The following is a 21,146-nucleotide window of genomic DNA, read 5'->3' as shown; positions in this document are numbered from 1 at the left end:
CGCTCAATTGGGCGAAGGGCTAAGAGCAGCCGGGAGATCGGCTTTTCCCATTCCCCAATCCCGATTCCCCATTCCCGGCTTCACTACTCCATCCCCAGCTTCTTCAGCTTGTAGCGCAACGCGCGAAAGGTGATGCCCAGTTGCGCGGCGGTGCGGGTCTTGTTCCAGCGGTTCTCTTCCAGCGCCTTCTGGATCGCGGCGCGTTCGAGTTGCTCGATGTAGGACGGCAGGGCGGAGGAGCTGGGGTCGATGTCGACCACGCCGCGCGGCAGGGCCGGGGCGGCTTCGGCGGCGCTGCGGGCGTGGTTGCCGGGTTGCGGCAGGCGCAGGTCGGTGGCGCTGATCTGGTCGTCCTCGGCCATTGCCAGGGCGCGCTCGAGGATGTTTTCCAGTTCGCGCACGTTGCCGGGGAAGGCGTAGCTGCTCAGTGCGTCCAGGGCGGAGGGCGACAGCAGCGGGGTGGGGCGGCCGTGGCTCTTGGCCAGCCGCGCCAGGATCGCTGCGGCCAGTTGCGGCAGGTCGCCGCCGCGCTCGCGCAGCGGCGGCACGCGCAGTTCGATCACGTTGATGCGGTAGTACAGGTCGTGGCGGAAGCGGCCCTCGGCGACCAGGTCGGCCAGGTCCTTGTGCGTAGCCGAGAGGATGCGCACGTCCACCGGCACCTCGGTGGCGGCGCCGACCGGGCGGACCGATTTTTCCTGGATCGCGCGCAGCAGCTTGACCTGCATCGGCAGCGGCAGTTCGGCGACCTCGTCGAGGAACAGGGTGCCGCCGTGCGCGGCCTGGAACAGGCCGGCCTGGTCGGCGTGGGCGCCGGTGAAGCTGCCCTTCTTGTGGCCGAAGAACTCGCTTTCCATCAGTTCGGCCGGGATCGCGCCGCAGTTCACCGGGACGAAGGGGCCGGCGGAGCGGGCGCCCTGTTCGTGGATGGTGCGCGCGACCAGTTCCTTGCCCACGCCGGATTCGCCGAGGATGTAGACCGGCGCCTGGTTGCGCGCGACCTTGGCGATGGTGCTGCGCAGGGCGTCCATCGCCGCCGAGGCGCCGAGCAGCCGGCTGGCCTGCTCCGGGGCAGGCTGCGGCGGCGCGGCGCGGCTTTCGTTGTTGAGTTCCAGCGCATGCTTGACCAGGCCGCGCAGCACCTGGATGTCCACCGGCTTGCTGACGAAGTCGAACGCGCCGGCCTTCAGCGCTTCCACCGCCAGGTCCATGCTGCCGAAGGCGGTGATCATCGCCACGGGCGTGCGCGGGTAGTGCTTGGCGATCTCGCTGACCAGCTCGATGCCGTTGCCGTCGGGCAGGCGCATGTCGGTGATGCACAGATCGTAGGGATTGCTCGCCAGCAGTTCGCGCGCTTCGGCGAGGTTGGCGGCGGTGCTGATGCGCAGCCCCATCCGGCCCAGGGTCAGGACCAGCAACTCGCGGATGTCGCGCTCGTCATCGACGACCAGGGCGCTTCGGGTTTCGTTCATGTGCAGGGAAGATAGCGTAGGAACCGGGACATGCGCCAATTTACCGGCGCCGGTCGCGCGCTGGCGGAGCGATTCTCACCTCTCAGCCGCTGAGCATGGCGTGCGGGCCGGGCAGGGCGACGCGGAAGCAGGCGCCGCCGGCCGGCACCGGCACGTACTCCAGACGCGCCTGGTTGGCCCGGCACAGCTCGCGGGCGATGTACAGGCCCAGCCCGGTGCCGTGCTCGGAGGTGGTGAAGAACGGCCGGAACAGCTGCGCCGCCACCGCCTCGGGAATGCCGGGGCCGCGGTCCATGACGTCGACGATGGCGTTGCGCTCCTGCAGCGCCACGCGCAGGCGCACCCGCGCCGGCTCCTCCATCACCCGCCCGTACTTGAGCGCGTTGTGCACCAGCGCGCTGAGGATCTGGTGCAGGTGTTTGGGATCGACCAGCGCGTGCACCGGCTGCGGGGCGAGGATCGCTTCGAGGCTGTCGGTCTCGATCGACAGGGTCTGCCGGTACTCCAGGACGAAGCGGCGCACGAACGCGCCCAGGTCCAGGTTCTCCGGATTGGAGCGCTCGCGCCGGGCCAGGCCGAGCACGCTCTCGACGATGCCGTTGGTGCGCTGGCACTGCTGGTGGATGATCTGCAGCAGGCGGCGGTCGGCATCGCCGATCGCCGGCGATTCCTCCAGCAGCTGCGAGGCGTAGTTGATCGCGGCCAGCGGGTTGCGGATCTCGTGGGCCAGGCTGGCCGAGAAGCGGCCCAGCGCCGACAGCGTCAGCGATTCGGCGCGCCGCGAGACCACCGTGGCGTCGTCGAGGAACACCAGGGTCAGGTCGCCTTCGGCCAGCAGCCGGGCGAAGCGCGGTTGCACCTCCGGCTGGTCCGGCGACAGCTGCAGCGGGCTTTCGTCCTGGTTCCAGCCGTTGCGCCAGCGCTGCAGGCGTCGGGCCAGTTCCGGCGCGGCGCTGGCCAGATCCAGCCGGCCGCTGCCGCTGTTGCCGTCGGTATCGCCGAGCAGGGTCGACGCGGCCTCGTTGGCCAGCGTCACCCGGTTCTGCGCGTCCACCACCACCACCCCGGTGCGCATGCGGCGGATGATCAGTTCGTTGATTTCGTAGAGATTGGCCACCTCGGCGCCACGGCGCTCGGCCAGGTGCTGGCTGGTGCGCGCACGCTGGCCGATGCGGTTGCAGATGTAGGCCACCGCCAGGTAGCTGGTGGCGAACATCGCCAGTTCGGCCAGGCTGCGGGTGTTGTCGGCGCCGTCCAGCACGCTCCAGACGTATTCGGCCAGCGTCGCCGCCGAGGCGGTCAGGGCGATGGCGATGCCGCCGCGCAGGCGCAGCAGCATTGCCGCGGCTGCGACGTTGAACAGCAGCATCATCGCGATGCCGGCGCTGGCCGCGGGCAGGGCATGCGCGGCCAGGGTCGCGGCGACGATGTCGGCCAAGGCGCTGAAACCGACGATGGGCGCCAGGTGCGCCTCGTTGCGCCCCCACATCAGCAGCGCCAGCGCCACTGCCAGGTAGGCGGTGGACAAGGTGGCGGCCAGTTGCGGGTAGCGCGGTTCGCCCACCAGCACGCTGAGCGGGCTGAACACCAGGGCGGCGATCAGCCCGGCCACCAGCACCCGGTACAGCGCGAAGAAGTACAGCTCGCGGCGCGGAATGGACTCGATGCGATCGATGAGCGAGGCGCTGGTGGGCAAGCCGGACTCCGGGCGGACAGCGGACGGCGCGAGTATAGGGGCGGCGCCGTCTACGCGGATGGCGACCGGGGCGGTGGCGACCTGCCTGGCCGTCACCGCCTTCGACGGGGAAACCGCGATTGCCGTCGCCGGCGGCCCGGCGCCGGATCGGGGCAAGGGCCAAGGACGACGTCGCGGGGTGAGGGCAGCAAGGCGTGGGCGCCCGAGTGCCTGCTCCACCCGGTGGTGCCACCGCGGACCTCGCCGGAGGCCTCGGTCGGGCCAGGGCGCCGGCGCTTTTGCGCCGCCGCCCTCGGTCGGCGACAATAGGCGTCCCGTCCGTACCGCTCCCGGCCGCCACTCAGGGCCCGGATCGCTGCGGGACGGCCGTTCCTTTTCCCACGGTGACGCATGAATTTCCACGAATATCAGGCAAAACAACTGCTTGCCGAGTACGGCATCCCGGTCCCGGCCGGCAAGGTCGCGGCGACTCCGGAAGAAGCGGTTGAAGCCGCCAAGTCGCTTGGCGCTGGCCCTTGGATGGTCAAGGCGCAGATCCACGCAGGTGGCCGCGGCAAGGCCGGCGGCGTCAAGTTCTGCAAGACCACCGACGATGTGAAGGCCGTTGCCGAGAAGCTGCTCGGCACCAAGATGGCCACCTACCAGACCGCCGGCGTCGAGCTGCCGATCAACCTGGTGCTGGTGACCACCGCTGGTGAGATCGTCAAGGAGCTGTACCTGTCGGTGCTGGTCGACCGCGGCACCCGCACCATCAGCTACATCGCATCGAGCGAAGGCGGCATGGAGATCGAACAGGTCGCCGCCGAGACCCCGGACAAGATCCACACCCTCAACGTCGACTTCGTCGAGGGCGTGCAGGGTTACCACGGCCGCGACATCGGCTTCAAGATGGGCCTGACCGCCAAGCAGGCCGGCCAGTTCGCCAGCATCATGGTCAACCTGTACCGCATCTTCAACGAGAAGGACCTGGCGCTGGTGGAGATCAATCCGCTGGCCATCCTGGATGACGGCAACCTCTACGCGCTGGACGGCAAGTTCAACAGCGACGACAACGCCAACTTCCGCCACAAGGAACTGGTCGCCATGCGCGACAAGTCCCAGGAAGACGAGACCGAAGTGACCGCTTCGGAGCTGGACATCAACTACGTCACCATGGACGGCAACATCGGCTGCATGGTCAACGGTGCCGGTCTGGCCATGGCGACCATGGACGTGATCAAGCTCAACGGCGGCGAGCCGGCGAACTTCCTGGACGTGGGCGGCGGCGCCAACAAGCAGCGCGTGATCGAGGCGTTCAAGCTGATCCTGTCCTCGGACAAGGTCGAAGGCATCTTCGTCAACATCTTCGGCGGCATCGTCCGCTGCGACATGATCGCCGAGGGCATCATCGCGGCGGTCAAGGAAGTGGGCGTCAAGGTTCCGGTCGTGGTGCGCCTGGAAGGCACCAACGTGGAAGAGGGCAAGCAACTGCTGCGCGACAGCGGCATGGCCATCATCCCGGCCGACAACATCAACGACGGCGCCAAGAAGGTCGTTGAAGCTGTCAAGAACGCTGCCTGATCCACGACACCAAGGAACTCCAATGTCTGTTTTGATCAACAAGAACACCAAGGTGATCGTGCAGGGCTTCACCGGCCAGCAGGGCACCTTCCACGCCACTCAGATGATCGAGTACGGCACCCAGGTCGTCGGCGGCGTCACGCCGGGCAAGGGCGGCACCACCCACATCGACCTGCCGGTGTTCAACACCGTGGCCGATGCCGTGCAGAGCACCGGCGCCGACGCCTCGGTGATCTACGTGCCGCCGCCGTTCGCGGCCGACGCGATCCTGGAAGCGGCCGCGGCCGGCATCAAGGTCATCGTCTGCATCACCGAAGGCATCCCGGTGCTGGACATGCTGCGCGTCAAGAACGTGCTGACCCGCTCCTTCCCGGAGACCGTGCTGATCGGGCCGAACTGCCCCGGCGTGATCACCCCGGGCGAGTGCAAGATCGGCATCATGCCGGGCCACATCCACAAGCCGGGCAAGATCGGCATCGTCTCGCGTTCGGGCACGCTGACCTATGAAGCGGTCAAGCAGACCACCGAGGTCGGCCTGGGCCAGTCCACCTGCATCGGCATCGGCGGCGACCCGATCAACGGCCTGAACTTCGTCGACTGCCTCAAGCTGTTCAACGAAGATCCGCAGACCGAAGGCATCATCATGGTCGGCGAAATCGGCGGCGACGCCGAGGAAGCCGGTGCCGAGTACATCGCCAAGCACGTCAAGAAGCCGGTCGTCGGCTTCATCGCCGGTGCTTCGGCCCCGGCCGGCAAGCGCATGGGCCACGCCGGTGCGATCGCCTCGGGCGGCAAGGGTACGGCCGAGGGCAAGTTCGCGGCGATGGAAGCCGCAGGCGTCAAGACCGTCCGCTCGCCGGGCGACCTGGGTGCGGCGATCGCCTCGCTGGTGAAGTAAGCCGTCAGCGCTGCGGCAGCGACCCGCCTTCGGGTGCGTCGTTGTCGCCGCCGCTGTCCGCAAGGGCCTCGCGCGAGCGAGGCCTTTTGCGTTTCGAGGATCCGATGCGCGGCACTGCCGCGGTGTCCCTGGCGCGACGAGGCGGATGGGGCGGCCACGCACTGCCGCCCCGCCAACGTCTGCGCAATCAAGCAGTTGCGCCATCCCAGTGGTCGCCATTCGTCCCTGCGGCCCCGCCATTGGTCCCCTGGCCGGGTGGTGCCGTCCCTTCGGCGCTGACATGGCCCGGCACCGCTCCGACACTGCCGCCACTTTCTTCGGCAGCGACAGGAGCGGATGCGTGATCAGGCGATGGCGGGCAGCGGTATGCGGGGCGGGCATGGCGATGGGTATCGGCGGCATCTGCGCGGCGGCGCCAGGCGACTGGGCCAGTTATGCCGGCGCGCCCGGCGGCGGGCAGTATTCGCCGCTGACCCAGATCACCCCGGACAACATCGGCCGGCTGCGTATCGCCTGGTCGTTCCGCACCGGCGAACTCGGCGCGGGCCTGCCCGATCCGGAACGGCGCCGCTTCGAGGCCAATCCGCTGGTGCTGGGTGGGCGCATGTATCTCACCACCGGGACCGGCATCGCCTTCGCCCTGGATGCGACCAGCGGCCGCGAACTGTGGTCCTTCGATGCCAAGGTCGCGCGCAACAAGCACTACAGCGACCCGGCCTCGCGCGGGGTGAGTTTCTGGCGCGACACACAGGCGACGGCGGGCGCGTGCCGCGAGCGCATCGTGTACGGCACTCTGGATGCGCGGCTGATCGCGCTGGATGCCGCCGACGGCAAGCCCTGCGCCGGGTTCGGCAAGGACGGCACGATCGACCTGCATGCCGGCATCGATGTGCACGACAACGCCAGCGATGCCTGGGCCAACTATGCGGTGACCTCGCCGCCGGTGGTGGCCGGCGACGTGCTGGTGGTCGGCAGCTCGATCGGCGACAACCGCGGGCATGCGCTGGAGCAGGGCGTGGTGCGTGGCTACGACGCGCGCAGCGGCCGCGAACTGTGGCGGTGGGATCCGGTGCCGCGCGATCCGGTCAAGGCCACCGCCGCCGGCTGGCAGCCGGAGCAGGCGGCCACGGTCGGCGGCGGCAATGCCTGGGCGCCGCTGTCGGTGGATCCGGCGCTGGGCCTGGTCTACGTGCCGACCGGCTCGGCCAGCCCCGACTATTACGGCGGCGAGCGCCTGGGCGACAACCGCGACACCGACTCGCTGGTGGCGCTGGACCTGCACAGCGGCCGCCGAGTGTGGGCGCAGCAGCTGGTGCATCACGATCTGTGGGACTACGACCTGGCCTCGCAGCCGGTGCTGACCACGGTGCAGACTGCGCAGGGACCGCGCGCGGCCGTATTGCAGGCGACCAAGACCGGCTTCCTGTTCGCCTTCGACCGTCGCGACGGCACGCCGCTGTTCCCGATCAGCGAGGTGCCGGTGCCGGCTTCCGACGTGCCGGGCGAACGCGCCTCGCCGACCCAGCCGATGCCCGAACCGGGGCTGCGCCTGGCGCGGCACACGCCGCTGACTGCCGCCGACGCCTGGGGGGCGACGCCCGGCGCGCGCCGCGAATGCGCAGCGCTGATCGCCGGGCTGCGCTCGGAAGGCCTGTTCACCCCGCCCAGCGTGCGCGGCACGATCGCGCTGCCGGGCTGGGCCGGCGGCGTGAACTGGGGCGGCATCGCGGTGGATCCGCAGCGCCAGCTGGCGATCATGCCGGTGTCGGACCTGCCGATGCAGGTGGCGCTGATCCCGCGCGAGCAGTTCAGCAAGGCCGAGCATGCGCGCCATCCGGACCAGCAGTTCAACGACATGGAAGGCACGCCGTACTACATGCGCCGCGGCATGTTGAGCTCCTCAGGCGGCATTCCCTGCGTCAAGCCACCGTGGGGGCGACTGGTGGCGGTGGATCTGCGCACGCGCAAGATCGCCTGGGAGCGCCCGCTCGGCACCCTGGAAGAGAAGCTGCCGTGGCTGCCGCTGGAGGTGGGCACGCCACTGCTCGGCGGCGCGGTGACCACGGCCAGCGGCCTGACCTTCATTGCCGCGGCGGCCGATGCGCGCCTGCGCGCGCTCGACAGCGCCACCGGCAGGACCCTGTGGGAGGCCAAGCTGCCGGCCGGCGGCCAGGCCACGCCCTCGGTCTATGCGGTGGGGGGCAAGCAGTACGTGGTGATCGCGGCCGGCGGGCGCGAAGGCATGGGCACGATGGGCGACTACGTGGTCGCCTATACGCTCGACGGCACCGGCAAGGACGTGGTGTTCCAGCACGGCGTCGGCGTGCGCATGGCGGTGCTGGGCCTCGCTGCGCTGAGTTTGTGTGCGGTAGTGGTGATGTTGCTGCGGCGTTGGCGCCGGCGGCGCCTTGAGCGGACTGGCGCTGGCATCCGCTGAAGCACATGGCGGTGGCTGGCAGGCGCTTCGGGGTTGATGCAGTCGGGACTGAAGTCCCTCCCACAGTGACGCCTCTGCACGTGCTGTCCCTGAAGTGAGCGCGGCTTCGGCGGCGACGCGCGGCGCATGCACCAGCGATTTCTATTGGTCGTGCATGTTGCTCGATTGTGGAAGCGACTTCAGTCGCGACGCGGGGTGCCTGGCCAAGCGGCTTTCTCCGGCGCGTGCAGCGGAGAGAGCGGCCTACGGCAGCGCCGCGGCTGCCCCCATGTGCGCCCAAGATGCGGCCTGCCCGGACTCCATGCCCACACTCCAATGTGGCGGCACGCGCATCATCGGCCGCAGCCCGGCACAGCGCTACACTGCGCATGGCGCCGTGCGATGCAACGGCGCCGCGGCAGGTGCGATGCGCTCGCGTGGCGCCTGACGGTCTTCCACCCGTTCCTGCAAGGTTGCCTATGTCCGCTTCCCTCCGCCTCGCCATGGCCCAGTTCGATTTCCCGGTCGGCGCCGTGACCCAGAACACCGACCGGATCATTGCGTTGATCGAGGAGGCGCGCGACGAGTACGGCGCCGACGTGGTGCTGTTCCCGGAACTGGCGGTCAGCGGCTATCCACCGGAAGACCTGCTATTGCGGCCGGGTTTCCTGGCCGACTGCGAGCGCGCGGTGCAGCGCATTGCCGCACAGGTGCGTGGCATCGTCGCGGTGGTCGGCTGGCCGCAGAGCGCCGGCAGCGTGGTCTACAACGCCGCCAGCGTGCTGCGCGGCGGCCGCATCGAACGCACCTACCGCAAGCGCGAACTGCCCAACTACGCGGTGTTCGACGAGCGCCGCTACTTCGATGTCGACCCGGACGGCGAGAACTGCGTGTTCGAGGTCAAGGGCACGCCGGTCGGCCTGGTGATCTGCGAGGACCTGTGGTTCCCGGAGCCGCTGGCGGCGACCGTGCGGGCGGGTGCGGAACTGGTACTGGTGCCCAATGCTTCGCCCTACGAACGCGGCAAGCATGCGCAGCGCGACGCGCTGCTGGCCGAGCGCAGCCGCGAGAGCGGCGCGGCGCTGGCCTATCTCAACGTGGTCGGCGGCCAGGATGCGCTGGTGTTCGACGGCGCCTCGGTGGTGGCCGACGGCGACGGCACCGTGCATCCGGCGGCGGCCGCCTTCACCGACCAATGGCTGGTGGTGGAGTACGACACCGCCGCGCGCCGCTTCGCGCCGCTGCGCTGGACCGACGACGGCGACGAGAGCATGGATGCGCTGGCCTGGCGCGCGGTGGTGCGCGGGCTGCAGGACTACTGCGCCAAGAATCGCTTTTCCAAGGTGTGGCTGGGCCTGTCCGGCGGCATCGATTCGGCGCTGGTGCTGGCGATGGCGGTGGACGCGCTTGGCGCGGACAACGTCACCGCGGTGCGGCTGCCGTCGCGCTACACCGCCGACCTGTCCAACGACCTGGCCGCGGATCAATGCCGCACCTTGGGCGTGAAGCTGGAGACGGTGGCGATCGAGCCGGCGTTCGAGGGCCTGCTGAGCGCGCTCGGCCCGCTGTTCGCCGGCACCGAGCCCGACGTCACCGAGGAGAACCTGCAGTCGCGCAGCCGCGGCGTGATCCTGATGGCGCTGGCCAACAAGTTCGGCGGCCTGCTGCTGACCACCGGCAACAAGAGCGAGTACGCGGTGGGCTACGCCACCATCTACGGCGACATGTGCGGCGGCTACGCGCCGCTGAAGGACCTGTACAAGACCGAGGTGTTCGGCCTGGCGAAGTGGCGCAACACGGTGGGCGGTGCGCCGGTGATCCCGCCGGCGGTGATCGCGCGGCCGCCCTCGGCGGAACTGCGCGCCAACCAGACCGACCAGGATTCGCTGCCGCCGTACGACGTGCTCGACGGCATCCTGTACCGCTATGTCGACCAGGAAGAATCGCGCGACGAGATCGTGGCCGCCGGCTATGCCGCCGAGGTGGTCGACCGGGTGGTGCGGCTGGTGCGCATCAGTGAATGGAAGCGCCACCAGGCAGCGCCGGGCCCGAAGGTGTCGCGCCGCGCGTTCGGGCGCGAGCGGCGTTATCCGATCAGCAATGGGTATCAGGCCTGAGGGAACTCGGAAAAGCCGGGACCCGGGACCCGGGACCCGTGATTTTCCCGCGAGTGCAAGGCGGTTGCGATTGCACTGTGGGAGGGACTTCAGTCCCGACGGGCGTTACCGGGAAAGAAGCCTGTCGGGACTGAAACCCTCCCACAAAAGTTGCTTAATAGCGATTTTGCTGCGGACACCATCATGATGTCCCGCGTCTCGCAGGACTACGGCTTTTCCGGGTCCCGGGCCCCGGGCCCCGGATCCCGGCTCTGCAGCAACCGCAACCCGAACGCATCGTCCTGCGCATTCCAGCCGTGGCTGACGCGCAGGCCGGCCTCGGCGGCCATCGCCGCAAAGCTCTGGTCGGTGTACTTGTGGCTGTACTCGACCTGCATCGCTTCGCCTTCGGCAAAATCGAAGCGGCGCCCGGCCACGGTCACCTGCTGTGCGCACTGGCTGACCAGGAAGGTCTCGATGCGCTCGCGCGCTTCCGAATAAACGGCATGATGGCGGAACTGCGCCAGGTCGAAGTCGCTGCCGATCTCGCGGTTGAGCCGGCGCAGCAGGTTCAGGGTGAATTCGGCCGTGACCCCTGCGGCGTCGTTGTAGGCCGCCTCCAGCAGTGCCGTGTCCTTCACCAGGTCGATGCCGACCAGGGCGCAGCCGTCCGCGCCCATGGTCTGGCGCATCGAGCGCAGAAGGGCGATGCCGTCCTCGCGGGTGAAGTTGCCCAGGGTCGAGCCGGGGAAGAACACCAGGGTGCGGCGCGCGCCGCGCTGCGGTGCCGGCAGCGCCACCGGCGCGGTGAAGTCGGCGCATACCGGCAACATCTGGATGTGCGGGAAGCGTTCGGCCAGCCGCGTGGTGCTGGACATCAGCATGTCGCGGGAAATCTCGATCGGCGTGTAGGCCACCGGCATGCGCAGGCCGTCCAGCAGCAACTGGGTTTTGCGGCCGCTGCCGCTGCCCAGTTCCACCACGTGCGCGCCGGTGCCCACCGCCTGCGCGATCGAGGGCATGCGCGCTTCCAGCAACTCCAGCTCGGTGCGGGTCAGGTAGTACTCGGGCTGGCGGGTGATCGCCTCGAACAGGCGCGAGCCCTCGGCGTCGTAGAAATACTTGGACGGTAGCTGCTTGGGGCTGCACGACAGGCCGGCGATCGCATCGGCGGTGATGTCGTCCGGCTGCGGATGCAGGTCGGTCAGGGCGGCCTCGGTCAAAGCACGGGCGGTTGCGGCATTCATGCGGAATCCTTGGCCAGGCGCACGCCGGCGAACTGCCATCGCGCATCGGAGGGGAAGAAGTTGCGGTAGCTGGCGCGGATGTGGTCGTGCGGCGTGGCGCAACTGCCGCCGCGCAACACCCACTGCGCGTTCATGAACTTGCCGTTGTATTCGCCCAGCGTACCCGACCACGGACGGAAGCCGGGGTAGGGCAGGTAGGCGCTGCCGGTCCACTCCCAGACATCGCCGAACAACTGCTGCAGGCCGGTATCGGCCGGCGCCGTCGACTGCGGATGCAGTGCATCGGTGTCGACGAAGTTGCCGACGATGGCGACGCCGGTGGCCGCCTGTTCCCACTCCGCCTCGGTCGGCAGGCGCGCGCCGGCCCAGCGCGCGAAGGCATCGGCCTCGAACAGGCTGAGATGGCACACTGGCGCATGCGGATCGCGTTCGCGCCAGCCGCCCAGGGTGAATTCGCGCGTGCCGTCGGCGTGCCAGTACAGCGGGCGCTGCCAATCGTCGGCGCACCGCCGCGCCCAGCCGTCGCTGAGCCATAGCCCGACCGTGCGATAGCCGCCATCGGCGATGAACTCGGCGTACTCGGCATTGCTCACCGGGCGGCTGGCCAGCGCATGCGCCGGCACCAGCACGCGATGCCGCGGCGATTCGTTGTCGTAGGCGAAGCCGGCATGCGCAGGCCACGGTGCGGCACCGATCTCGCCGATCTGTTCGTCGCGCTGCAGCCAGCGCAGCGGGGACGCCGGCGCGTGCTGCGTCGCCAGGTCGGCGCGATAGGCCGGGCCCAGTGGATTGCGCCAGAACGCATGCTTGATGTCGGTGAGCAGCAGTTCCTGGTGTTGTTGTTCGTGCTGCAGGCCCAGTTCCAGGATCTGCAGCGTCTGCGGCTCCAGCGTGCCGGCCTGCAACTGCGCCAGTACGCGGGTTTCGATCTCGCTGCGGTAGTCCAGCACCTGCGTCAGCGATGGCCGCGACAGCAGGCCGCGATGCGGCCGCGCATGCGCCGGACCGATGCTCTGGTAGTAGCTGTTGAACAGGTAGTCCCACTGCGGATCGTGGAGGCGGTACGCCGGATCGGCGCCGAGCACGAACCGCTCGAAGAACCAGGTGGTGTGCGCCAGATGCCATTTGGCCGGGCTGGCGTCGTCCATGCTCTGCACCATCGCGTCTTCTTCGCTCAATGGTGCGGCGAGATGACGGCTGCGTGCGCGCACGCGGCGCAGGCGGTCCGCCAGCGTCGCGACGGATGCGATGGGCGAGGGCGGTGACGCCGGAGAGATCGCTTGCATCGATGCAGTCTTAGCGCAGCGGCGTGAACGGACCGTCACGCGTCGCGGACCGTGGCGTTACCCTAGCCACATGTCTACGAGCGCCTTGCACCACCCTGCCGGTTCGGCGTCCTCCGGCGCCCTGGTCGACTTCGATACCGCGGCGGAGGCGTTCGCGCTGCCGCCCGGCGTGCGCTACCTGGACACCGCCAGCAAGGGGCCGCGCCTGCACCGTGCGCTGGCCGCGGGGCAGGCGGCGCTGGCCGATTCGGTCGCGCCGTGGGCGCTGTCCTTCGATGCCTGGCGCGCGCAGATCGAAGACCTGCGTGCGCTGGCCGCCGCCACCGTGTTCGCGGGCGACGGCGAGGGCGTGGCGATGGTGCCGTCGGCCGCCTATGGCCTGGCCATCGCGGCGCGGCAGGTGCCGTTGGCGCCTGGCGATGCGGTCCTGCTGCTCGATGGCCAGTTTCCGTCCAATCTACTGGCGTGGCAGCAACGCTGCGCCGAGAGCGGTGCGCACCTCGCTGTGGTGCGGCGGGCGCCCGGACAGGACTGGACTGATGCGGTGCTGGCCACGCTCGACGCGCAGCCGCGCGTGCGTGTGGCGACATTGCCGAATGCGTATTGGCGCGACGGCAGCCTGCTGGATCTGGACCGCATCGCGCCGCGCGTGCATGCGGCCGGCGCGATGCTGGTGCTGGACCTGAGCCAGAGCCTGGGCGTGCTGCCGGCCCGGCTGGACGCCTGGCGGCCGGATTTCGTGGTCTCTGTCGGACACAAATGGCTGCTCGGACCGATGGGGCTGGCATGGCTGTGGGCCTCGCCGCACTGGCGCGCGCACGGCGTGCCGTTCGAGCAGCACTGGCAGGCGCGCGACCCGGGGGCGGATTGGCAGTTCCCGGCCGAGGCGCCGCCCTCGTACCGCAGCGGCGCGCGTCGCTTCGATGCCGGCGGCGTCGCCGATCCGCTGCGCCTGGCGATGGCCAGCGCGGCGCTGCAGCAGGTGCAGCAGTGGCAGCCGGCGCGCATCGCGCAGCGGCTTGGCGCACTTGGTGCGGCATTCGACGCGGAGTTGCACGCGCTGGGCGCGGGCGACTGGACCGTGCCTGGGCATGCGCCGCACCTGTACGCGCTGCGCCCACCAGCGTCGTCGATGCCGGCCTTGCTGCCATGGCTGCAGCACGCGCAAGTCATCTGCACCCATCGCCATGGCGCCCTGCGCATCGCACCCTATCTGCAGTTGACGCCGGAGGCGATGCGCGGCCTGGCGCAAGAGATGGTGGCTGCGGCGCGTGCTTGAACGCACGTGCGTGCGGTTGTTGTCTGTCTTCGGTTTCGATGGGAAGGCAATCGACTACTGTTCCGCATCGTCGATCCTGTTTGATGCATGGCTTCAGCCGCGACCCGATGCCGCTGTGATGCGTTTAGCGCGGGTGTGGGTTGCCGAAGGCCGGCCACATCGCTGATGCCCGCGGTGCTGGCTTGACCTACCGCCGCGCCGCCAGGCGCAATCCACGCGGGGTCAGCACCCGTTCCAGCAGCTCGAACAGGCCCTGGACCAGCAGCGCCAGCAGCGCGGCCGGCACCGCGCCTTCCAGGATCAGGCCGAGGTCGTCCAGGCGGATGCCGGTGAGGATCGGCTGGCCGTAGCCACCGGCGCCGATCAACGCGCCCAGGGTCGCGGTGCCGACGTTGATCACCGCCGCGGTCTTGATGCCGGCGAGGAGAGTGCGCAGCGCCAGCGGCAGTTCGATCCGCCACAACCGCGTGCCCGGCGGCAGGCCCAGCGCGGCGGCAGTCTCGCGCAGCTCGCGCGGGATGCCGGTGATGCCGGCGTGCGTGTTGCGCACGATCGGCAGCAGGCTGTACAGGAACAGCGCGGCGATCGCCGGTTTGGCGCCGATGCCGAACAGCGGGATCATGAACACGAACACCGCCAGCGACGGCAGCGTCTGCAGCACGCCGGTCAGGGCCAGTACCGCTTGGCCGAGCCGTGGTCGATGCGCCGCCAGGATACCCAGCGGCAGCGCCACCAGCAGGGCCAGGCCCAGCGACATCCCGACCAGCGCCAGGTGCTCGCGGGTGCGTTGCAGCAGCCGTTGCATCCGTCCGTCCTCGGCAGGCGCGGCGATGCCCAGCCAATGCGCGGCGATCGCGCTCTCGGCGCGCTTGTCGAGCTTGGCCTCGGCGTTGAGCCGCTGCATGGTCGCCGCGTCGATGCGGCCGCCCAGCCCCTGCAGCGCCTGCACGAAGCGCGGCGCGCGCTGCGCCAGGTCGGCGCGGTACAGGAACACCGCCGCGTAGCGCGGGAAGTAGTGCTTGTCGTCCTGCAGCACCAGCAGGTCGTGCGCGGGGATCTCGGCATCGGTGCTGTACAGGTCGGTGAGGTCGATCGCGCCGCTGTCCAGCGCGCGGTAGGCGAGGTCGTGGTCCAGACCGGTGGGCACCTGCGGCAGACCGTAGGCGTCGCGCACGCCGGGCCAGCCGTCGGCGCGCGAGACGAATTCGTTGCTCAGTCCGAACTTCAGCGTCGGATGCGCGGCCAGGTCGGACAGGCGCGCGATGCCCAGCGCCTGCGCGCGTTGCCGGCGCATACCGAACGCATAGGTGTTGTCGAAGCCCAGCGGCGCGCTCATCGCCAGGCCGCGCTGCGCCAGCGCCTGCCGCAGCGCGTCGTCGTCGGCGCCGGGCATGTGCAGCAGTTCGGCGGCCAGGGTGCCGGTGTACTCGGCATAGGCGTCGATCGAACCCTGCTCCAGCGCGCGCCACAGGATGCGGGTGCCACCGAGCTGGCGCCGGTGCTCGACCTCGACCCCGGCCTGGCGCCCGGCGCCGGCGGCGATCTCGCCCAGCACCACCGCTTCGGTGAAGTTCTTGGAGCCGACCACGACCTTGGTGTCGGCGGCGGCCGGCAGGCTCAGCAGATTGGCTGCTGCACCGAAGGCGAGCATCGCGATCGCGCGCCAGCGCGCGCCTCGCGAGGTCATCGCGCCTCCTCCAGGGTGCGCTGCGCCTGCAGGAACTGGCTCACGAACGGATCGGCCGGCACCTCCAGCAATTGGCGCGCGCTGCCTTCCTGCAGCACGCGGCCGCCACGCATCAGGACCAGGGTATCGCCCAGGTAGGCGGCCTCGGCGACGTCGTGGGTCACCAGCACCACGGTCTTGCCGAGCAGCGCGAACAGTTCGCGCATCTGCGTCTGCAGTTCGTGGCGCACGATCGGGTCGAGCGCGCCCAGCGGTTCGTCCAGCAGCAATACCGGCGGGTCCAGCAACAGGGCGCGGATCAGTCCGACGCGCTGGCGCTGGCCACCGGACAACTCGGCTGGATAACGCGCCAGCAGCGCTTCCGGCAGGCGGCACAACGCAGCGAGCTCGTGCAGGCGCGCCTCGATGCGCGGCCGCGTCCAGCCCAGCGTGCGCGCCAGCAGGGCGGCGTTGTCGCGGGCGCTCAGGTGCGGGAACAGGCCGCCTTCCTGGATCACGTAGCCGATGCGCCGGCGCTGCGTCAGCAGGGTGGCGCGACGCAACGGCTCGCCCTGGAAGCGCACCTCGCCGCTATCCGGCCACTCCAGCCCCAGCAGCAGGCGCAGCACGCTGGACTTGCCGGCGCCGCTGGGACCGATCAACGCGGTGGTGCGGCCCGGGGCGATGCGAAGATCGACCTGGTCCAGTGCCAGCATGTCGCCGTAGCGGCGGGTGACCCGATGCAGTTCGAACATCGCCGCAGCATAGCCGCAGGCGGCGAGCACGCCGTGCGAAGACGCCGCGGCCTCAGCGGGCGGTGTCGGTCAGCAGGTCCAGCGTCGGTTTCGGCCGGCCCAGGTCGTACATCAGGCCGAAATGGGCTTCCGCGCCCTGCTGGTCCGGCTGGTCGAGCAGTTCGTAGAGATTGATCTCGGCGACCACGTCGGCATAGTCGCTGCGCAACGTCTGCAGCAACTCCGCCACGCTGTCGTAGCAGGCGCCGTCGCCGGGATGGCCGCCATCGGTGTTGCCCGTGTAGATCTCGGCGCAGTTGAGCTCGTTGACGTACACCTTGGTGCCGTATTTCTGCGCGGCGGCGCGCAATTGTCCGAGATACAGGTCCATCCAGTAGCCGCGCTCGCCGTGGAAGGCGTAGTAGTGGAAGCTGATCCGGTCGAAGTCGAAACCGGCGGCTTTGGCCTGATCGAGGAACCACAGCGAGCCGTTGCGGTCGCCGGGGCAGCGCGCGCTGGCCGAACGATCGTCGCTGTTGCAGGCGGTGATGTTGATGGTGAACTGCAGTCCGGCGCCCAGTTCGTCGGAGGCCTGCTTCATGCCGCGGTACATCGTGGTCATGGCCGCGATCCGCGCCGGCGCGGCGGCGCGGTCCAGGTCCTGCTCGTTGCCGATCTCCCAGACCTTGATGTCGTTGGCATAGCGGCGCGCCAGCGCGTAGCCGATCTCGCGCGACATCGGGTACACCATCGGCCGCAGCGCGATGTTGTACTGGCGCGAGAGCTGCACCAGCCGGTCGAGCACGGCGAAGTTGCGCGGGTCCACGTCGAACCGGTAGCTGCGCAGGTTGCGCTGGTCGAGCAGGCGGAACACCGCCTCGCTCTGGCTGAGCGGGTAGGCCGGGCGGCCGTCGTGGCCGTTGACCCCGTACACGATGGCCGGTGCCGCGGTGGCAGGGGCGGCAGCAACGACGAGGAGGGCAGCGAACAGGCGCAGCAGCGGGCGCAGCAAAGACAGAGACATGGCGTTCCCGGCGGAAGCGGCCCGGGGCGGGCGCGGGACCAGCCTAGCAAGCCCGGTCACGGGCATCGGCGCCAATTCCCGGGACTGCGGTGCGGGTCGCACTCCGCCGGGATCGGCCTGGAGGCGCGCCATGCTGGGCGGCCAGTGATCGGGACTGGCGCTGCCTGGCGACGCGCGCACCTGCCTCGCCTTGGGTGCCCGCTGGTGTCGTCATGCCCGCCTGCAGCCGCCGCGCGCAGGCGCCCGAGCGGACCACAGGGACCGATCGGCGCTGTCCGAAAACGCGACAGGGGCCTTGCGGCCCCTGTCGGTATGCATCCTGCTGGCGCGGTGGATCAGCGCTGCATCTGCGAATTGGACTGCCCGGTGGCGGCGGACTTCTCGCCGGCGAACGGGTTGAGCTTGCGGATCATCCACGGGTACTTCGGCCAATTGCCGGTCAGCCACGGATGCTGCGGGTCGTTGAGCTCGAGCACGCGGCGCGCGTCGGCGGCCAGGGTCTTGTTGCCCAGGTGGGTGTAGGCATCGGCCAGCACCGCCACCGCGTCGTTCTGGTAGGCGCTCTGCGGGTAGGTCTCGAGCAGGTAGGTGGCGCGCGAGGCGGCCGACACCCAGGCGTCGCGGCGCAGGTAGTACAGCGCGTTGTCCAGCTCGTGCTGGGCGAACACGTTGCGCAGGGCGATCATGCGCGCGCGCGCGTCGGCGGCGTAGCGGCTGTTCGGGTAGCGTTCGGCGACGGTGTTGAAGTCGGCGTAGGCCTGCTGCGGGGTGGACAGGTCGCGGCGGCTGGGGTCCAGCGACCACACCCGGCGCAGGAACACCGTGTCGCGGTTGGAGTTGGACAGCCCGCGCAGGTAGTACATGTAGGCGATGTTGCGCTGGGTCGGGTAGGTGCGGATGAAGCGGTCGATGGTCGACACCGCGTCGTCGTGCTTGCCGGCCTTGTACTGGGCGTAGGCGCTTTCGATCATCGCCTGCTCGGTGTAGTTGCCGTACGGGTACTGCGCGATCAGCCGCTTGAAGCTGCTCTCGGCGCCGGCCCAGTTGCCGCTCTCCATCTGCGCATGCGCCTTCTGGTAGAGCTGCTCCACCGGCATCCCTTCTTCGGGGTTCTTCTTCTGACGGTGGCAACCCGTCGCCACGACCAGCGTGACCAGCAGCAGGGCGATGAAACGGACGTGCGCGGACAGCGGGACGGAGCGTCGGATCATGGGTTCGGGCGCGGCAGGGCAGGAATACGAAGGGGCGATGATAGCCTAGTGGCCTGTCCTGCGACTGACTATGGCCGCCGCGACCCCCTTTTTCCGACCCAAGCCGTGCCCCTGCCATGCCCCATACCCCCCCGGATCTCCCCGAGGACGCCGTCAGCGACGGCCCGCGCCAGGCGCGCGTCCCCGATCACGCCGCCGGTCGCCGCTTCGACGCGGTGCTGGCCGAACTGTTCCCCGAATACTCGCGTTCGCGCCTGGCCGAATGGATCAAATCCGGCGATGCCCTGCTCGACGGCGCCCCGGCGCGGCCGCGCGATGCGCTGCGCGGCGGCGAGATCGCCAGCCTGCACGCGGTGCTGGACACCCAGACCCACGCCCTGCCCGAGGACATCCCGCTGGAGGTGCTGTACGAGGACGACCAGGTCATCGTGCTGAACAAGCCGGCCGGGCTGGTGGTGCACCCGGGCGCCGGCAACCCCAGCGGCACCCTGGTCAATGCCTTGCTGTACCGCGATCCGGGGCTGTCGGCGCTGCCGCGCGCCGGCATCGTGCACCGCCTGGACAAGGACACCAGCGGCGCCATGGTGGTGGCGCGGACCCTGCAGGCGCATACCTCGCTGGTGGCGCAGTTGTCCGCGCGCGACGTGCACCGGCAGTACCTGGCGGTGGTGGTCGGGGCCCTGGTCTCCGGCGGCACCGCCAACGCGCCGATCGACCGCCATCCGCGCGACCGCCTGCGCATGGCGGTGCGCGAGGACGGCCGCGACGCGGTCACCCATTACCGGCTGCGCGAGCGCTTCCGCGCCCACACCGCCCTGGAATGCCGCCTGGAGACCGGCCGCACCCACCAGATCCGCGTGCACATGGCGCACCTGAAGCACCCCATCGTCGGCGACCCGCTGTACGGCGGCCCGCTGAAGCTGCCCAAGGGCGCCAGCGAGGAGCTGATCGCCGAACTGCGTGGCTTCAAGCGCCAGGCGCTGCACGCCGAGACCCTGGAGTTCAAGCATCCGCAGAGCGGCGAGCCGGTCCGCGCCACCGCGGCGGTGCCGGCCGACCTGCAGCAACTGATGGCCGCCCTGCGCGTGGATGCGCAGGCGGCCGCCGAGCGGGCGCGGCGCTGAGCATGGCCGGGGTGCCGGTCTCCCGCGCCGTGGCGCGCGTCTGTGTTTCGCGCGGCGGCCGCGGACGCCAGGCTGGCGGCATGTCGGCCGATGTCGGGCGAGGGCGCGGCCGATGAGCGACTTCGCCCTGTCGGCCGACTGGCCGGCACCGCCGCGGGTCCACGCCCTGACCACTCTGCGGACCGGCGCCGGCGCCTCGCGGCCGCCGTTCGACCGCTTCAACCTCGGCAACCGCAGCGCCGCCGACGGCGACGACCCGGCCACGGTGCAGCGCAACCGCGACGAGTTGGCCGCGCGACTGGCGCTGCCGACGCCGCCGCACTGGCTGCGGCAGGTGCACGGCGTGCAGGTGCTGCGTTTCGACGGGCCGCCGCAGGGCGCCGGCATCGACGCCGAGCCGACCGCCGATGCCGCGGTCACCGCCGAACCGGGCGTGGTGCTGGCGATCCTGACCGCCGACTGCCTGCCGGTGGTGTTCGCCGCCCGCGACGGCAGCGAGGTGGGCGCCGCGCACGCCGGCTGGCAGGGACTGGTTGGCGGTGTGCTGGAGGCCACCGTGGCCGCGCTGCGCACGCCGCCCACGCAGTTGCAGGCCTGGCTGGGGCCGGCGGCCGGACCGCAGCACTACGAGATCGGCGCCGAGGTGCGCGAGGCGTTCCTGCGCCACGATCCGGCCGCCGCGGCCGCATTCGTGGACACCCGGCCCGGGCACTGGCGGGTGGACCTGTACGCACTGGCGCGGCAACGCCTGGTCGCGGCTGGCCTGGCCCCGGAGCAGATCCACGGTGGTGGGCTGTGCACCATCGCCGATGCGCAGCGCTTCTACTCCTATCGGCGCGACCGCCGCAGCGGGCGCATGGCGACCCTGGCGTGGATCGCGCCCTGACGCCGTCGCTGTTCGCGCAGGTGCTGGGGCCGGCGTTCGCGCAATTGCCGCCGGTACTGCGCGAACTGCATACGCCCTCGTCGCAGTCGCGCTATGTCGGCCAGGCGATGGTCCAGCGCGGCCGCCACCCGCTGTTGCCGCTGTGCGCGTGGCTGGTGCGGTTGCCGCGCACCGGGCCGGCGACGCCGGTGGAAGTGGTGTTTCGCGCCGATGCCCACGGCGAGCGCTGGGAGCGCCGTTTCGGCACGCATGCCATGCCCTCGCGGCTGTGGCTGCATCGCGGCCGCCTGCGCGAGCGGCTGGGTGCGGTGGTGTTCGAATTCGCCCTGCGGATCGACGGCGCCGGCATCGAATGGCGCGCGGCGCGGGCCTGGGCCTTCGGCGTGGTGCCGCTGCCGCGACGCTGGCTGGCCGGCGTGAACTGCCGCGAAGACCAGCGCGACGGGCGCTACGCGTTCTTGATCGCGGTGAGCCTGCCGTGGATCGGCCCGTTCATCCGCTACGAGGGCTGGCTTGCGCCGGCCTGAGCCGCCACGGGGTGCGGCGCCCGC

16 protein-coding genes are annotated in these 21,146 nt (G+C 70.2%); 8 read left to right on the top strand and 8 right to left on the bottom strand.

What is annotated here, in order from left to right; translation table 11 throughout:
- Positions 1-83: 83 nt before the first annotated feature.
- Positions 84-1,472: a sigma-54 dependent transcriptional regulator gene (locus tag SLW56_RS13530; protein WP_043095008.1), complete on the bottom strand. Its 1,389-nt coding sequence runs from the start codon at positions 1,470-1,472 to the stop codon at positions 84-86.
- 82 nt (positions 1,473-1,554) lie between these two features.
- Positions 1,555-3,168 (bottom strand): ATP-binding protein, encoded by a 1,614-nt coding sequence (locus SLW56_RS13525; RefSeq protein ID WP_295913481.1) that lies wholly within the window; start codon positions 3,166-3,168, stop codon positions 1,555-1,557.
- A gap of 390 nt (positions 3,169-3,558) precedes the next feature.
- Between SLW56_RS13525 and sucC the strand changes: the two genes are divergently transcribed.
- The 4 genes from sucC (at position 3,559) to SLW56_RS13505 (ending at position 10,159) form a co-directional block, all read left to right on the top strand.
- Positions 3,559-4,728 carry an ADP-forming succinate--CoA ligase subunit beta gene (sucC, locus tag SLW56_RS13520; protein ID WP_010342227.1) on the top strand — a complete coding sequence of 390 codons (1,170 nt, stop codon included), beginning with the start codon at positions 3,559-3,561 and terminating at the stop codon, positions 4,726-4,728.
- A gap of 22 nt (positions 4,729-4,750) precedes the next feature.
- Positions 4,751-5,626: a succinate--CoA ligase subunit alpha gene (gene sucD, locus SLW56_RS13515; RefSeq protein WP_026144653.1), complete on the top strand. Its 876-nt coding sequence runs from the start codon at positions 4,751-4,753 to the stop codon at positions 5,624-5,626.
- A gap of 379 nt (positions 5,627-6,005) precedes the next feature.
- Positions 6,006-8,063, top strand: coding sequence for a pyrroloquinoline quinone-dependent dehydrogenase (locus SLW56_RS13510; RefSeq protein ID WP_295910306.1), 2,058 nt, complete (start codon positions 6,006-6,008; stop codon positions 8,061-8,063).
- 458 nt (positions 8,064-8,521) lie between these two features.
- On the top strand, positions 8,522-10,159 hold the full coding sequence (locus tag SLW56_RS13505) for an NAD+ synthase (RefSeq protein ID WP_026143268.1): 1,638 nt from the start codon (positions 8,522-8,524) through the stop codon (positions 10,157-10,159).
- Positions 10,160-10,365: 206 nt separating this feature from the next.
- Here the strand turns inward: SLW56_RS13505 and egtD are convergent, their stop codons facing one another.
- Positions 10,366-11,385 carry an L-histidine N(alpha)-methyltransferase gene (gene egtD, locus SLW56_RS13500; protein ID WP_267094584.1) on the bottom strand — a complete coding sequence of 340 codons (1,020 nt, stop codon included), beginning with the start codon at positions 11,383-11,385 and terminating at the stop codon, positions 10,366-10,368.
- Complete coding sequence (egtB, locus tag SLW56_RS13495) at positions 11,382-12,671, bottom strand: ergothioneine biosynthesis protein EgtB (RefSeq protein WP_320694981.1); 1,290 nt, start codon at positions 12,669-12,671, stop codon at positions 11,382-11,384. Before egtB ends, egtD begins: the two co-directional genes overlap by 4 nt.
- 85 nt (positions 12,672-12,756) lie before the next feature.
- On the opposite strand from egtB, the gene SLW56_RS13490 reads away from it, so the two are divergent.
- Entirely contained in the window at positions 12,757-13,950 is a 1,194-nt protein-coding gene (locus SLW56_RS13490) for an aminotransferase class V-fold PLP-dependent enzyme (RefSeq protein ID WP_320694980.1), read from the top strand.
- A 187-nt stretch (positions 13,951-14,137) separates the two neighbouring features.
- Here the strand turns inward: SLW56_RS13490 and SLW56_RS13485 are convergent, their stop codons facing one another.
- The 4 genes from SLW56_RS13485 to SLW56_RS13470 all read right to left on the bottom strand — a co-directional run bounded on the left by SLW56_RS13485 (position 14,138) and on the right by SLW56_RS13470 (position 18,585).
- Positions 14,138-15,601: a glycine betaine ABC transporter substrate-binding protein gene (locus SLW56_RS13485; RefSeq protein WP_267094207.1), complete on the bottom strand. Its 1,464-nt coding sequence runs from the start codon at positions 15,599-15,601 to the stop codon at positions 14,138-14,140.
- A gap of 32 nt (positions 15,602-15,633) precedes the next feature.
- On the bottom strand, positions 15,634-16,371 hold the full coding sequence (locus tag SLW56_RS13480; RefSeq protein WP_267092670.1) for an ATP-binding cassette domain-containing protein: 738 nt from the start codon (positions 16,369-16,371) through the stop codon (positions 15,634-15,636).
- A gap of 52 nt (positions 16,372-16,423) precedes the next feature.
- Positions 16,424-17,374 carry a hypothetical protein gene (locus SLW56_RS13475; RefSeq protein ID WP_320694979.1) on the bottom strand — a complete coding sequence of 317 codons (951 nt, stop codon included), beginning with the start codon at positions 17,372-17,374 and terminating at the stop codon, positions 16,424-16,426.
- A gap of 335 nt (positions 17,375-17,709) precedes the next feature.
- Positions 17,710-18,585, bottom strand: coding sequence for an outer membrane protein assembly factor BamD (locus SLW56_RS13470; protein ID WP_017910377.1), 876 nt, complete (start codon positions 18,583-18,585; stop codon positions 17,710-17,712).
- Positions 18,586-18,701: 116 nt separating this feature from the next.
- Here SLW56_RS13470 and rluD point away from each other — a divergent pair, with 116 nt between their 5' ends.
- The 3 genes from rluD (at position 18,702) to SLW56_RS13455 (ending at position 21,122) form a co-directional block, all read left to right on the top strand.
- Entirely contained in the window at positions 18,702-19,709 is a 1,008-nt protein-coding gene (gene rluD, locus SLW56_RS13465) for a 23S rRNA pseudouridine(1911/1915/1917) synthase RluD (protein WP_267092668.1), read from the top strand.
- A gap of 112 nt (positions 19,710-19,821) precedes the next feature.
- A complete protein-coding gene (gene pgeF, locus SLW56_RS13460; protein ID WP_267092667.1) occupies positions 19,822-20,595 on the top strand; it encodes a peptidoglycan editing factor PgeF in 774 nt (257 codons plus the stop codon).
- On the top strand, positions 20,580-21,122 hold the full coding sequence (locus tag SLW56_RS13455; RefSeq protein WP_267092666.1) for a DUF4166 domain-containing protein: 543 nt from the start codon (positions 20,580-20,582) through the stop codon (positions 21,120-21,122). Before pgeF ends, SLW56_RS13455 begins: the two co-directional genes overlap by 16 nt.
- Positions 21,123-21,146: the final 24 nt, after the last annotated feature.

It is taken from the genome of Xanthomonas sp. LF07-6 (genome assembly GCF_034105445.1).
GTDB classification, from domain to species: domain Bacteria; phylum Pseudomonadota; class Gammaproteobacteria; order Xanthomonadales; family Xanthomonadaceae; genus Xanthomonas_A; species Xanthomonas_A sontii.
This window is presented reverse-complemented; position numbering and strand designations above follow the sequence as displayed.